The sequence below is a fragment of the Acinetobacter sp. YH01024 genome, from assembly GCF_013420195.1.
Lineage (GTDB): Bacteria > Pseudomonadota > Gammaproteobacteria > Pseudomonadales > Moraxellaceae > Acinetobacter > Acinetobacter amyesii.
On the sequence record NZ_VOYQ01000012.1, the window covers coordinates 1 to 14911 of the forward strand.

The window sequence follows — 14911 nt, forward strand, 5'->3', positions numbered from 1 at the left end:
CGGCAGGCAGTTATAGCGATGCGGCAGGCAATGCCGGTCAAGCAGCGACAGTTTCGCACAGCGTGGCAAGTATCGATAGCACAGCACCAAAAGCGACGATTACGATTGCCGATAATGGTGATGTGAAAATCAGCTTCAGTGAAAAAGTCGTTGGCTTTGATGCAGACGATGTTCAAGTTTCTGGTGGCAAACTCAACGACTTAGCACAACAAGCCGATGGTAGTTGGACTGCTAAAGTCGTGGCGAATGGCAACGATGGTAGTGCTGCGACCGTTAAACTCGATATTGCGGCAGGCAGTTATAGCGATGCGGCAGGCAATGCCGGTCAAGCAGCGACAGTTTCGCACAGCGTGGCAAGTATCGATAGCACAGCACCAAAAGCGACGATTACGATTGCCGATAATGGTGATGTGAAGATCAGCTTTAGTGAAAAAGTGGTCGGTTTTGATGCAGACGATGTACAGGTCACTGGCGGCAAACTCAAAGACTTGGCACAACAATCCGATGGTAGTTGGACTGCTAAAGTCGTGGCAAATGGCAACGATGGTAGTGCAGCGACCGTGAAACTGGATATTGCTGCAGGCAGTTATAGCGATGCGGCAGGCAATGCTGGTCAAGCCGCAACAGCTTCACACAGCGTGGCAAGTATCGATAGTACAGCACCAAAAGCAACGATTAGCATTGCCGACAATGGAGATGTGAAGATCAGCTTCAGTGAAAAAGTGGTTGGCTTTGATGCAGACGATGTACAGGTCACAGGCGGCAAACTGACAGACTTAGCACAACAGGCTGATGGCAGTTGGACTGCTAAAGTCGTGGCGAATGGCAACGATGGTAGTGCTGCGACCGTGAAACTGGATATTGCTGCAGGCAGTTATAGCGATACAGCAGGTAATGCCGGTCAAGCAGCAACAGCTTCGCATAGCGTGGCAAGTGTCGATAATACAGCACCAACAATCACTATCGATGATCTAATCATTACAAATGATCAAACGCCAACGGTCAGCGGAGAAACCGAGCCGGGTGCATCGGTCTATGTATATATTAAAGACTTTGCAGGCGTGGTGAAATTTGAAGGCCAAGCAAGTGTATTTGCAGATGGCGCATGGACATTTACACCTCCTCGTAATTTAGATGATGGCGAATATACGGCTGTTGCGATTGCAACGGACAAAGCAGGTAACACAGCTGAAGCAAATGATCGATTTGAAATCGATACGACTCCGCCAACTGTTGATATTGATGATTTTGATTTCTTTGCAGCTCCAGCAGTGGCTCCACTCGCTACATTTGCTATGCGAGCGACGACGTTATCCACACCGTCTATTCCACAGACCAACAACAATAAACAGACCTTCTCGGGCACATCGAGCAAGAGTACTGAAGTTCAGATCAATATTTATGATGCTGAAAATAATTTATTGGATTCAGGCTTAGCGAAACTCGATACGGCAACAGGTAAGTGGACTTATACACCATCGGTTGCTTTACCTGAGGGATTATTAACCCTAGAAGCCATATCGAAAGATATCGCTGGTAATATCAGTGCGCCGTCAACGAAACAATTTATTGTTGATACTATTCCACCACTTATTGATATTCATGATGTTGGTGTTATTACAGATCCATCTCCAAGTTTTAGTGGAAAAACTGAAAAAGGCGTAACTGTTAGCGTAAGTGTGAAAGATCAACTCGGAAATGTTGTCGAAACAGGACAGGCACTTGTTGATGCTCAAGGAAACTGGAGTTACCAAGCAAAATCAAACCTGACAAATGGTCTCTATCATATTGAGGCGATTGCGAAAGATGCGGCTGGTAATTCAAGTCAAAAAGCAACAACAAGTACGACAATTGATAGTACTGCTGATGTCAGCATTGACGTTCAGGCAAATGCCGATGGTTCTGCAACGGTGACAGGTAAAACTGAACCGGGTGCAAAAGTTGAAATCACTACGCCAGACGGTCAAACCTATCCTGCAAGTGTAGATGCCAATGGTCAATTCACAGCAACGATTCCATCACCTGCTGCGGAAGGAACTTATACCGCTACAGCAACTGATAATGCTGGAAATCAAGGTTCTGCAACGGCAGATCTAGATGACCAACTTGCGCCGCAAATCGATGATTTTAAAGTCTTATCAAATCCAGATGGCTCTGCAACCATTACAGGTAAAACTGAATCAGGTGCGAAAGTTTCTATAGCTGATCCACAAGGCAAAAATATTGATGTCACTGTCGATGCCAATGGTCATTTCATCGCACAAGTTCCTGCAACAGCAGCAGAAGGCACATATACAGCGACTGCTACAGATCAAGCAGGAAATCAAGGTTCTGCATCAGATGATTTAATAGATGCAACTGTGCCGGTAATTCCAACTGCGGAAGTGAACCATAAAGATGGCTCTACTGTCTTTGGTAAAGCTCAACCGGGTTCAGAAGTGACGGTATATACATCTGATGCGAAGCAAAAGCTTGGGACGGCTGTAGCCGATGCAAATGGGACTTATAGCGTTCAACTTCAACCTGCTTTGGTGGATGGTGAGCAAGTAAAAGTCACGGCGAAAGATGTAGGCGGTGAATCACCAGTAATCACAGCGCAAGCTCCAGATCTATTTGCCCCTGATGCACCGACAGCGAAAGTCAATGCAACAGGATCTGCTGTGGAAGGCGTGACCGAAGCTTTTGCCATTGTTACCGTGTACGGTGGTAGCAAAGGCACAACCCCATTGGGTACAGCGACTGCGGATGCCAATGGTCATTATCAAATTGCACTTGTACCTGCACTTGTGGATGGCGAGCAAGTGAAAGTGACCGCAAAAGATGCAGGTGGCGAATCCTTAGCTACACCAGCATTGGCACCAGACTTGTACGCACCAGCAACACCATTTGCAACTTTAGATAGTCAAGGTGCTGTGGTCACAGGTCATGCTGAAGCGGGTTCAGATATCACTGTGTATGCCGCCGATGCTAAAACCATTCTAGGCACAGCAATTGCTGATCTTGAAGGCAATTTCAAAGTTGTCTTACAGCCAGCAGTGACAGATGGCCAGCGCATTTTAGTGACTGCGAAAGATGATGGTGGTGAGTCTGCACCTCAAGAATTAATCGCGCCAACTGTTAGCATTCATGCAGCAGATAATTTGGTTAATGCCAACATCAACTTTGAATATCCAGTTGAAGAAGTTCGTACCAATAAACTATTCAACGTTTTTGATCTGATTAATATTGGTTCAAAAGTACACACAGGTTACTTCTCTATCGGGGATCAAGAAGTTGGTGAGGCAACGATCAGTGTACATACAGGTTCATTGATCAACCTGTTTGATAAAGCAGAAATGCGACTATTTGTGAAAAATACCGATGGGAGCTGGAAGCTGATCGCGTCGAATAAAGACTATGGTTTATTAGATTTTATCGGCATCTTTGGCGAAGAAACGGCTGTACGCGCGAAAAACTTACAATCTGGTGAATATAAGTTTGAGTTTGTCGGCGGTTCGGCTATTGGCCTTGCAACATCGGTCAGTGCAAATCTATCGTTGAAAGTGTTTGATACTTCAGTAGAACCTGAAGTGAGCCATGTAGAAGAAGCAAAAGGAAATGTCATCACAGATCATGATGCACTTTATGGTCAAGATGCTGTTCCTGCAGGTTCAATCGTCAACAGTATCAATGGCCAATTGATCAATGGTACGGCCACAGTCAAAGGGAACTATGGCACATTGACCATTCATCAAGATGGCTCGTATAGCTATAAACCGAAAGCTGATGTCACAGCGATTGGTAAGGCAGAAGTGTTTAGCTATTCCGTAGTTGATCCAGTTTCGGGCAAAGCAAGTAGTGCTGACCTGATTATTCACATTGGAACGCAAAGCGATTTGGCATTGAACTGGAATGCAGCGGAGCCAAAAGATCATGCAAGTACAGTTGTTGCTACTAACAATGTTGACATGATTGGTTTTGATGCATCGAATACCGTATCTACAGGTCAATCAAGTTCAATTAGCTACAGTTGGTCGATTGGATTTGGTGGGACGAAAGCAGGTTCGACCAAAATCACCGTTGCAGACGGTACGGTAGAGAACATCAAAGTTGACTTTGGTTCTTCACAACTGGTTTCATTACTGGGTAATACCACGATTAACGTCTACGACGAAAAAGGTAAATTGGTTGCGACTTCGGGTGCTTCAACAGTAGTTGATGTTATTGGTCTACTACCAAATGGTAATTCTGTTACGGTCACTGGATTGAAAGCAGGAACCTATACGATTCAAGCCGTAACCAATAAAGGCATAAGCTTGGGCGGCAGTGTATCGGCGGTCATTTCACGTAGCATTATTGACCTTGATAGCTTTACCGTAAAATCTGCTGCGAATGCTGCAACTAAAGGCAATTTATTAACCGATAATGATGGATTTGGTGTTGATACTGTCGCTTCGAAATATACAGATTTGTATGTGTCTAAAGATGGTGGCTTAACCTTTACCCAAGTGAGTTCTACGGGTACAACCATTACGGCGAAATATGGCGAAATGGTGGTGAAGTCAAATGGTAGCTACACCTACACTCTTAAAGATACGAATCTTACCTCAGGTGCAGCAGAACAGTTTACGTATAAACTGGTTGCGCCAAATGGTGATATTTCAGCGGCAACCTTGACCATTAAAGCAGGTGTGAACTTCACAGGAAGTGTTGGTAACGATGAAATCACCAGCACTGCGGGCAATGATCAATTCACCACCAAAGCGGGCATTGATACAGTTATATATAAAGTATTGGATCAAGCCGATGCTACGGGTGGCAATGGACATGATACTTGGAATGACTTTAATGCGTCTGAAGGCGATAAAGTGAATATCAAAGCCTTGTTACAAGGTCAAAATGTCAATCAGTCGAATATTGATCAGTTTGTTTCGGTGAAATCTGATGGCAAGGGCAACACCGTGATCAGCATTGATCGTGATGGAACAGGGTCTAAATTTGGCGATAAAGTTGAATTTCTCACATTGAAAAATACTGATGTGACCTTGAAAGATTTACTCGATCACAACCAATTACTGTACTAATCTGTCAAAATTAAGTATTAATCAAAGAGAACCTTCGGGTTCTCTTTTTTTATGCGGCTCAAAGGAGATCAGATGAAGCAGAGTGATGAATTGGCAACGCAAATTTTGTCGGTTATTCAATTGATACCGCAGGCGAAGATTGCCACTTACGGACAAATTGCCAAATTAGCGGGTTTACCGAAGCATGCACGACTGGTTGGCTATGTACTTAAGCATCTAGATGCAACATCAACGATCCCATGGCATCGAGTGGTCAATGCTCAGGGAAAAATCAGCACGCAGCGTTGCAATGAAAAAGGCGAAAATATCCAGCAATTGAAATTGACAGCCGAAAATGTCTTTGTAGTGAATGGACGCATCTCATTGAAACAATATCAATGGATACCTTAAAAAATCCTTGCCTTAAACATAGAATTATAATTTTATAATTGATGAAGTAGTCAATAAAAAGCCCTCTAGGATCAGAAGGCTTTTTATTTCACGCTATAAATCTAATGGCTTATTTGCGTACAACCAAAACAGGAATGTCTGAAGCACCTAGTACGCTTTGAGCTACGCTGCCCAAGAAGAATTTTTTGATCCCTGTACGGCCATGTGAACCAATAATAATCAAGTCCGCATGTGTTTCTTCTGCAGCTTTAACCAGTTCAGTATGCACCACTTGACCTTCAAGTAAGCGAGTTTCAACAGTGACACCTTCAGTTGAAAATTTCGCTTTTGCTTCTTCAAGTGTATTTAAAATCGATGCACGAGCACGTTCAATTAAATCATTGGTTTGCGCTGCTGAAATATACTCTGCAGCAATATATGGATCGAGCGTCAGTACTTGAACCACAGTAATTTTACTGCCAAAAGTTTTTGCAAACTCGACAGCTTTAGCCACCGCAGCATAAGAAGTTTCTGAACCGTCCACTGGAACTAAAATATTATTTAAAGCCATCTTATTTCTCCTTATCTGATCAATTGAATTTGGATGGAAAAACCTGAAAAAAAGCGCTACTTACATTGATCATAGTTTCATCATACGCTTTTTTATTTGGGAATAAAACCAAGTAAATTCATAAGGATATTGCGAAATTTGCAATAAAAATATTGCAAAAATATAGACTTGTTTTCACCTCGCTTAGCGATAGCAAAAATGCTCAATAATGTAAGCAGCTATGTCTAGATTGTAAGACAATTTGGTGCTGAAAAAATTGAGCCTAGATAATTCATCCATCAGTGGACATGGTTTCAATCACACCGTTTCTCTTGCTCTGTCAGGGTAATATGCAACGCTTGTTGCTCAAGCAAGCTTAATTTATGCAACGCATCTTCAGGGAAAATCTGTTTTTGCAGGCGTTGAATTTGTCGCGCTGATAAATACTGATTGGCACAATACATTGCAGCTTCATTGGCGCGAGCAACACTGACTAATTTCTCCTGATCATTGAAGTCGAGTCGAATGATTGGTTGCTGTGCTCGGCTAAGTTGAGCCATGCTGCGCTTTTGTTGCATGCTCAATAAAGGCTGTTTATTAATCCAAGTCGCCACATCACGTCGTACACCATTATAGTCAACAAAAATTGGGGAGACGATTTGGCAGCCCGTCAGTGTCATAACGGTTAGGCTAAGGGTCAGACAGATTTTTTTTATCGAATTGAATTGCATGATAAAACTCTAATTTTTAATCAAAAAATATAGTAATTAGGGCTAAAAATAGCATGATTTGCTTAAATAGTAACATCTTGAACTTTGCTTGTTTAAACTCTGAACAATTGCAAACAAAAATGCTTGACGATAATGTATGAAATCTAGATAATGCCACCACAGTTTACGGCTATGTAGCTCAGTTGGTTAGAGCACCGCACTCATAATGCGGGGGTCACAAGTTCAAGTCTCGTCATAGCCACCATTTTTATAGACCAAGCTCTCAGCTTGGTCTCTTTTTTTGTGCCTTGAAAAAGTCAAATAGATTGAAATAATTACAGCACTAATAAAATGATCTATTTACGATGTTTATGTGGAAATAAAAGACAACTCAAATCTTTAACTGCATTATTTTATGACCTGACTTTTGAAATATACTTCTCAATTATTTTTTATTTTTACTGCTGCGTATTTTGCGCCTATAAAAAAGCCCAGTTCTATAACTGGGCTTTTTTGATTTGAATCAAGTAATTAGATACCCGGTTTCCAACCATTCACGATCGGATAGCGACGTTCACGGCTAAATGCACGTGAGCTGATACGTGGACCGATCGCGCCTTGGCGACGTTTGTATTCGTTTAGATCAACCAAACGGATGACTTTTTTCACAATTTCAGCATCAAAACCTTTAGCAATGATGTCATCTTGGCTCATGTCTTCTTCGATATAGGCATATAAGATGGCATCCAATACTTCGTATTCAGGTAGAGAGTCTTGGTCTTTCTGATCTGGACGAAGTTCCGCAGAAGGTGGGCGAGTAATCACACGTTCAGGGATCACTGGTGTTTCTGAAATGCTGTTACGGTATTTTGCTAGTTCAAATACAATCGTTTTATAGACGTCTTTAAGAACCGCAAAGCCACCGACCATGTCACCGTACAATGTACAGTAGCCAACAGATAATTCAGACTTGTTCCCTGTAGAAAGGACTAAATTGCCGAACTTATTCGATAAGGCCATTAACAATGTACCGCGAGAACGCGCTTGTAGGTTTTCTTCAGTTGCATCTGTCGGTGCATTGCCAAAGAATGGGAACAAGGTTTGCATAAAGCCATTCACAATTGGATTGATTTCGGCAATACCAAAAGTTACGCCCATATTCTTGGCTTGTTCAGCCGCATCTTCAACACTGATTTGTGCAGTATAAGTATATGGCATCATGACCGCTTGAACTTTATCTGCGCCAATCGCATCGGCAGCAATCGCTAAAGTTAATGCTGAGTCAATACCACCAGATAGACCTAAAATCACACCTGGGAAGCCTGAACGTTGTACGTAGTCACGTGTTGCGATCACAAGGCTTTGGTAGATTTCAGCCATGGTATTTAATACAGGCGTGATTGCACCTGTTTTAAAGGCTTTTTGTTCAGCATCGTATTCTGCGATATATAGATCTTCAACAAAACTCGGTGCTTGCAATGCAACTTCACCTGAATTGTTCATCACAAAGCTTGTGCCATCAAAGACAAGGTCATCTTGACCGCCCACTTGGTTACAGTAAACCAAATTGATGTTCAATTGTTTGGTCAATGCAGCCATGGTTTCAATGCGATGCTGTGGTTTACCAACTTCATAAGGTGAAGCATTTAAAACCAAAGCGGTTTCAACATTTAACTGAGCAAGCTGTTGAACAGTTGGTAATGCCCAAACATCTTCGCAAATCAACACACCAAACTTATGACCTAAATATTCAAAGACAAGGTGTTGATGACCCTCACTGAAATAACGTTTTTCATCAAAAACGCTATAGTTTGGAAGATTTTGTTTATTGTAAATCCCGAGAACTTGACCATTTTTCATGACAGCAGCAGAGTTATAGCGCTGACCATCTTCAGTTTGATTTACAAAACCAAAGACTAAAACGATGTCCTTAATGCTTGCTAATTGTTCAAAAGCTTGCTGTGTACGTTTATTTAAACTTGGACGTAATAATAAATCTTCAGCAGGATAACCAACTGTAGAAAGTTCCGGAAAAACAATAATATCTGCATTCTGTTCTTTTGCAGCATTGGCTTGTTGAAGCATTTTTGCTGCGTTTGATTCTAGATTACCAATATGCGGAGAGAACTGAGCAAGTGCAATTTTAAAACTATTCATTCCAACTAAATCCTATTCCTATAGGTGAATACACTTAACACACTGATTTGTATTATTGTGATTATTCAGCGAGTGTATTTAGATACGAAAAATACTGCCGAAAGGCGAAAACAAAACACCATCATCGTATGATAATTCACTTGTTTTGATGCAAAGCAAAAAAATAAGGTGAGCCTATTTTATCTGAATTTAAGCGAGATACTAGAGGTATTCATAGCTTTTAAAAGCCTAGCTGAGCTTATGTGCCATAAAGTAAATATTAATGCTGTTTTTTTGTACTCAAAATAGCGTCAATGGTCGAGCACTAGTGTGAAATAGAATGATCAGGCGATATTCAATTTTATCTAAAAATATTCGCTACAGAGCATGGAAGCTTTATAGCTCAATTTGATGAACAAGTTCAGGATATAAAATAATATTTTTAATTCGCTTTAAATAGATGTCACGTGCAATGTCACCTTGTTGCTCAATGTTGTAGTCAAAAAATGCCTTGTGTGCTTTGAGGGTATAGCGGTATGGATTATATTTTTTAAAACTGAAGAAATACGCCATCTGCAAAATAGCACCCCGACCCAAAACATTGATCTGTTGCTGGTATTGATAAACATGGGCCATTTCATGAATAAACAGGGCACGATATCCTAAAGACGCTTTGGCATAGTCCGCTTTAAACAGTAAATTTCGTGCATGGATATACCCCTGAGGCGCCATGACCACATGTGCCGATTGCCAAGGCAAAAAAGGGTGATTCATCACTTTCACTTGTTCATATTGAATCAAATCACCAAACACACTGCGACACATGGATATTTCACCTGCCGTGAGGGATCGATATTTAAAACCTTCAAGTTTTAACAGTCGAATGAGTGTGTGAAAAAAGAGCAACATGTGAAAAGTGTCTAGAGTTCCAAAGGAATTTTCAGATTTACTATAACCTGAAAATAAGGCATCGCGCTGTTGCTCTGTATTTAAAAAGCGATATTTTTGCATCTGCTACAGCGAAAAAACAGTTAGGGCGTTACAATTTAGTTTTCGGTCAAACAGATAGTCAGATGCAAGCACGGATCAATACTTTAATTTCTGAAATCAGCAAAAATATGTATGAACGTGAGCAGATTATTGCTTTGAGTTTGTTGGCTGGTGTTGCGGGCATGAATACCTTTTTATATGGTTTGCCCGGCACAGCAAAAAGTTTGATTTCACGTCGAATCGCTTCTGCTTTTGAAGTCCATGACTATTTTGAATATTTGATGAATCGTTTCAGTACGCCGGAAGAAATTTTTGGACCGGTATCAATTAAAGCCTTAAAAGAAGATCAATATATTCGTAAAACAGAACATTATTTACCACGGGCAGATTTTGCATTTTTAGATGAAATTTGGAAAGCCAGCCCTGCGATTTTAAATACTTTACTGACCTTGGTGAATGAGCGGAGTTTTAAAAATGGTGACATTGTCCAAAAAGTTCCATTGAATGTTTTGGTCAGTGCATCGAATGAAATTCCCGAACCAAATCAAGGTCTAGATGCCTTGTATGATCGTTTTATTTTGCGCTTAGAAGTGCCGCCGATTGCTGTTGCAGAAAACTTCCATGCACTATTAGAGGCCAAACCGAGTCAAGTCAGTGTTGAAGTCGATGCGACCTTAAAAATAAAAAAAGCGGAGTTGCAAGATTGGCGGGAACAGATATATCAGATGGAATTACCCGCTTCGATTTTAAATCTGTTTGATCAACTTAAAACTCGACTCAACCATAACTTTGAAGATCACGTGGTCTATGTCTCTGACCGTCGTTGGCAACGTGTGGCTTATTTAGTCAAAGCCTGTGCATTTTTAAATGATCGTCCATCGGTGATTTTGAGTGATCTATTAATTTTAAAACATTGCTTATGGAATCAGCCTGAAGACATTGCTTTTGTTTCGCAGCAGATAGATGAAGTATTGGCTGAAAATGGCTTAAATTACGGTTTGCAATTCGAACAACATGTGGCAGAGAAGGATGCACTTGAACAGCGGGTGCTCAATCATTTTTATTATACCGATGATGTGTATGAGAGTTATTTAATTCATGGCATTGACTACTTGCGTGCAGTGACTAATCTAGATCGACACTATAAAGATAAAGTGTTGTATCTCGAACTGGATAAAATGGATACGAAAAAGGACTTCTTTGCCTTAGATGATACTGGTGAAGAAGTGCGTGGCATCGTATGTAATTTTAATGGTTCAAGAGTATGTACGTTAAAAGGTGGTTATTACGGCTTAGAAGAAGTGGTGACGCCGTATATAAAACATACCAAAGGTAGTCCACGCAGCTCTCTTTCAGCACAAAGCCAATATGAGCTGTTACACGAAGTTCAACAGCTCAAAGCACTGTTTCAAACAGAATTGGATCTGTTGACGGAACGCTTTAACAGTCAAAAACATCAGTTTAAATCGGTCTTTGTCACTGAACAGGATATTCAACAATTAATTCAATCTATTGAGCAGCAATTGGCGAGATATCAGTTGCAGTTACAAGATTGTGAGCGCTTGGAACAGTTATGTCGCAATTAAAACTGACACGACATCAAACTCAATCGGCACTCGATGAATTAAGTTCACAACTATATGATGAATTAAAACAATCCAGTTTAAAACATTGGTTGGAAGATCATAAAGTTGCAAAAAAGCTCGATCAAAAAATTCAGGAATGGGCCTTTCAGGCAAAATCGAGTTTAGATCAGCAGCATCCCTATGCAGTGGCGCAGCAGCAATTGGAATATTGGCTTGCGTTAAAGCATTGGGAGCAGGGTGATTTTGTTCAATTCCACACTGAATATGCCGCCTTCATGCAAACCTTAGGGATTCCAGAATTCACTGAAATGTGGCAACAGAGCCAACAGCCATTGCTGACCAAGCAGCAGCGTCAATTACAAATAGAGCTATTTAAAGGCAAATGGCAGCGTAAATTGACCGAAGCCATTGCGCATTGGGAGTTTGAGCAGCTCAGGTTACAACGAGATGCCTTTTTAGATGAAATCAAAGATTTTCTTGCGACATTGTCGAAAATGGTCAAGCACCATGACAGTGTCGGGTTTGAAACTGGGATTTTTCTAGACTATTCCAAAGGGCAATTAACTGAGCATGATGTACAGAACTTTGAGCAATGGGCGAATTATCTCGAGCAAGATCGGGCGCTTAAACGTTTATGTCAAATGATCGGAAGCGCACAGCCGAATATACCACGTAAGCGGATTTCTGCTCAGTTAGAACAAGAGCCACAGCAGCTTATTCACACCCCGATGGCGCAAGAGGAAATTACTGGAATTAAATTGGCACAAGAACTCAGTATGGCTTTACCTAGCGAGTTGGCGCTGTTAGCCGATCCAGACTTGCAAGTTTTATTTGATTTGAAATATTTAGAATCTAATCTGATGAGTTTTAATCGAGAAGGGCAGCAACAGGGAAGGGTGATCGAAGACCCACGCCATACGCAGCGTCGAGTCGGACAAAAAGGCCCGATGATTGTCTGCTTAGATACCAGTGGCTCAATGAATGGGCAACCTGAACTGATTTCCAAAGCGATTTGTCTATATTTATCGATTCGAGCGCTAAAAGAAAAGCGAGCGATGTATTTGGTAAATTTCTCGACCAATTTAACCGCGCTGAATTTACAACATAATAGTGCTTTGGATGATGTCATTCACTTTTTAGGGCAGTCATTTCATGGGGGAACAGATATTATCCCTGCGATGAATCATGCCGTGGACATGCTGAAACAACCGAATTTTGTACATGCCGATGTGGTGGTGATTTCCGACTTTATAATGGGTCAACTGACTGAAGAACTCATGCAAGAGATCACACATTTGAAGCAGCAGGGCAATGGATTCTATGCTGTGGCTATCGGTAATTTTAAACTGGATCATTTAGACGAAAGCCTGTTTGATCATCAATGGGTCTATCAATCTGCGACTGGTGAAATGCAAAAAATCCAATAAACGTCACTCACTCAAAATACGCCATGACCTTTAATGACAAGCTTTTGAGCCATACAGCATCGATGTTTTAAAGATTGTCTGACAAAGAAAATATTTGAGCATTTTTGCAAATCGAGAGGTCGGTTTTGCTAATGGTCTAGTGATCTATCTCACTTAATTTGATCCTCAATCTATGTGTTTTTCCTTCAATCGACATGAAGTCAATGAAGGGGAAACACCCAAATTGAGAGCAAAATCATGAGCGCTTTTCAACCGATAAAAAAAATGTTAGCACGCGTATTTGCAGGCCCTGTCTTTGACCCAACAAAACAGTCTGCCGTTGTTCCTATTCGTCATATGAAATTTGATTTCGAACCAGAAAAAATTGATCCAAAATTTTATATGAATGCAGAATTGGCCAGTGCCTATTTTGCATCTTTATCTATTTTCTTAACCCGTGGCGAAGATTTGGTGATTGATACTGCTCGATATCATCGCGACTTTATTCAAGATCCTGTATTAAGACAACGTGTCACGTCGTTGATTGGGCAAGAGGCCATTCATTCACGTATGCATGAAGAAATGAATGAAGCGTATCGCGCAAGAAATCTGCCTGTGCAATTTTTTAGAAAGTTAGAACACTACGTCTTTGCCTATGGTTTTGAACGTATGCCACAGCCAATGAAGTTATCCTTAATGGCAGCAATTGAGCATTTCACCGCAGTGCTTGCGGAATACATGATGAATCATGAAGAAATCTTTTTTAATTCAATAGATGAAAAGCAGCGCGCTATTTGGATGTGGCATATGTTGGAAGAGTCTGAACACAAAGACATTGCCTATGATGTTTATCAAGAATTATCAGGTAATTATGCTTTACGTATTGCTGGCTTTTTCCCTGCATTAATTACCATTTTGGGTTTGATTTCAATTGGTGCATCGATTGTCCCTTTCTACAGAAAGCCATCAAATTTGATTAGCCTAAGCTACTGGAAAGATGTTCCGCGCAGTTTCCAACTGATTTTTGGGCTAAGAGATGGTGTTTATGGCAGCAGCCTCGGGCATATTTTTGACTATCTACGACCAAGTTTTCACCCGAATGATCATGACACTTCTGCATTTCTTGAATATTACAAAAAGCGCTTGTTGAACCCTGTTGATGGCGTGTTGACACCTTATTTTGTCAAAGAATTTACCCCAGCATTAAAACGATAAAAGGACAAAACCATGGGTCTATTTGGAAAAAAGAACAAGCCAAGTGAAAACGCTTATGCGGTGGTCACAGGTGCAGGCAGTGGTATTGGACGAAGCTTTGCTTTAGAGCTAGCACGTCGTGGCGGAACAGTGGTCTGTGCCGATATTCATTTAGAGGCAGCACAGGAAACGGTGGATCAAATTCAATCCATGACCTCATCAAATGCTTATGCAGTGCAGTGCAGTGTGATGTAGGTAAGGCTGAAGAAGTAAAAGCATTGTCAGAGCAAGCTGAGCAGTTGATGGGACATGCTGTGACTTTAGTGATCAACAATGCAGGCGTCGGGCTGGGTGGTAAATTTGATGAGCTGAGTTTAGACGACTGGCAGTGGTGTATGCATGTCAATTTGTGGGGTGTAGTGCATGGCTGTCATTATTTTGTACCTAAGCTGAAACAAAATAAGCAGGGCGGCGCGATTATTAATGTTGCTTCTGCTGCGGCATATACTGCTGCACCAGAAATGACAGCATATAACGTGACGAAGTCGAGTGTGTTGGCATTGTCTGAAACTTTATCGGCTGAGCTGCGATCGGCAAATATCCGTGTGAATGTGCTGTGCCCAACCTTGGTGCCAACCAATATTATGAAAAATGGTCGCTTGCCCAATCGATATTCAGGCTTAGCTGATCAATTGCTGATGAATCATGCATTTACGACGAGCCACGATGTAGTCAATTTGACATTGAATAATTTAGATGCAGGGAAGTTGTATACCATTCCACAACCTGATGCCAAATTATTTTGGTGGTTAAAGCGTTTATCCCCGCAAACCTATACCCGCTTATTGGGGGTGGGTTATCCCATATTTAACAACTATATTAAAAAGTCGGGAGCAAAAGCATGAAC

9 protein-coding genes, 1 tRNA gene and 1 pseudogene are annotated in these 14911 nt (G+C 41.3%); 7 read left to right on the forward strand and 4 right to left on the reverse strand.

The features are described from left to right. Nucleotides 1–5063, forward strand: a 5063-nt coding sequence (locus FTT88_RS07095; protein ID WP_180173821.1) for a BapA/Bap/LapF family large adhesin, incomplete at its 5' end; no start/stop codon positions are given. A 72-nt stretch (nucleotides 5064–5135) separates the two neighbouring features. Beyond that, nucleotides 5136–5453 carry an MGMT family protein gene (locus FTT88_RS07100; RefSeq protein WP_180003903.1) on the forward strand — a complete coding sequence of 106 codons (318 nt, stop codon included), beginning with the start codon at nucleotides 5136–5138 and terminating at the stop codon, nucleotides 5451–5453. A 109-nt stretch (nucleotides 5454–5562) separates the two neighbouring features. Here the strand turns inward: FTT88_RS07100 and FTT88_RS07105 are convergent, their stop codons facing one another. Together FTT88_RS07105 and FTT88_RS07110 are read right to left on the reverse strand one after the other, a co-directional pair. Continuing rightward, nucleotides 5563–6003 (reverse strand): universal stress protein, encoded by a 441-nt coding sequence (locus FTT88_RS07105; RefSeq protein ID WP_078189919.1) that lies wholly within the window; start codon nucleotides 6001–6003, stop codon nucleotides 5563–5565. A gap of 293 nt (nucleotides 6004–6296) precedes the next feature. After that, complete coding sequence (locus tag FTT88_RS07110; protein WP_180003905.1) at nucleotides 6297–6713, reverse strand: hypothetical protein; 417 nt, start codon at nucleotides 6711–6713, stop codon at nucleotides 6297–6299. A 167-nt stretch (nucleotides 6714–6880) separates the two neighbouring features. Between FTT88_RS07110 and FTT88_RS07115 the strand changes: the two genes are divergently transcribed. Then, a tRNA-Met gene (locus tag FTT88_RS07115) sits at nucleotides 6881–6957 on the forward strand. A 266-nt stretch (nucleotides 6958–7223) separates the two neighbouring features. Here FTT88_RS07115 and FTT88_RS07120 read toward each other — a convergent pair. Together FTT88_RS07120 and FTT88_RS07125 are read right to left on the reverse strand one after the other, a co-directional pair. Continuing rightward, on the reverse strand, nucleotides 7224–8849 hold the full coding sequence (locus FTT88_RS07120) for an NAD+ synthase (RefSeq protein ID WP_180003907.1): 1626 nt from the start codon (nucleotides 8847–8849) through the stop codon (nucleotides 7224–7226). Nucleotides 8850–9224: 375 nt separating this feature from the next. Next, nucleotides 9225–9737, reverse strand: a complete 513-nt coding sequence (locus tag FTT88_RS07125; protein ID WP_180003972.1) for a hypothetical protein — start codon at nucleotides 9735–9737, stop codon at nucleotides 9225–9227. A 164-nt stretch (nucleotides 9738–9901) separates the two neighbouring features. On the opposite strand from FTT88_RS07125, the gene FTT88_RS07130 reads away from it, so the two are divergent. The 4 genes and pseudogenes from FTT88_RS07130 (at nucleotide 9902) to FTT88_RS07145 (ending at nucleotide 14909) form a co-directional block, all read left to right on the forward strand. Continuing rightward, nucleotides 9902–11404 carry an AAA family ATPase gene (locus FTT88_RS07130; protein WP_180003909.1) on the forward strand — a complete coding sequence of 501 codons (1503 nt, stop codon included), beginning with the start codon at nucleotides 9902–9904 and terminating at the stop codon, nucleotides 11402–11404. Further along, nucleotides 11392–12831: a VWA domain-containing protein gene (locus FTT88_RS07135; protein WP_180003911.1), complete on the forward strand. Its 1440-nt coding sequence runs from the start codon at nucleotides 11392–11394 to the stop codon at nucleotides 12829–12831. The genes FTT88_RS07130 and FTT88_RS07135 overlap by 13 nt, the downstream gene beginning before the upstream one ends. Before the next feature lie 237 nt (nucleotides 12832–13068). Beyond that, nucleotides 13069–14025 (forward strand): metal-dependent hydrolase, encoded by a 957-nt coding sequence (locus tag FTT88_RS07140; protein WP_180003913.1) that lies wholly within the window; start codon nucleotides 13069–13071, stop codon nucleotides 14023–14025. Between the two features lie 12 nt (nucleotides 14026–14037). Then, nucleotides 14038–14909, forward strand: a pseudogene (locus FTT88_RS07145) (SDR family NAD(P)-dependent oxidoreductase). The last annotated feature ends 2 nt before the right edge of the window (nucleotides 14910–14911 follow it).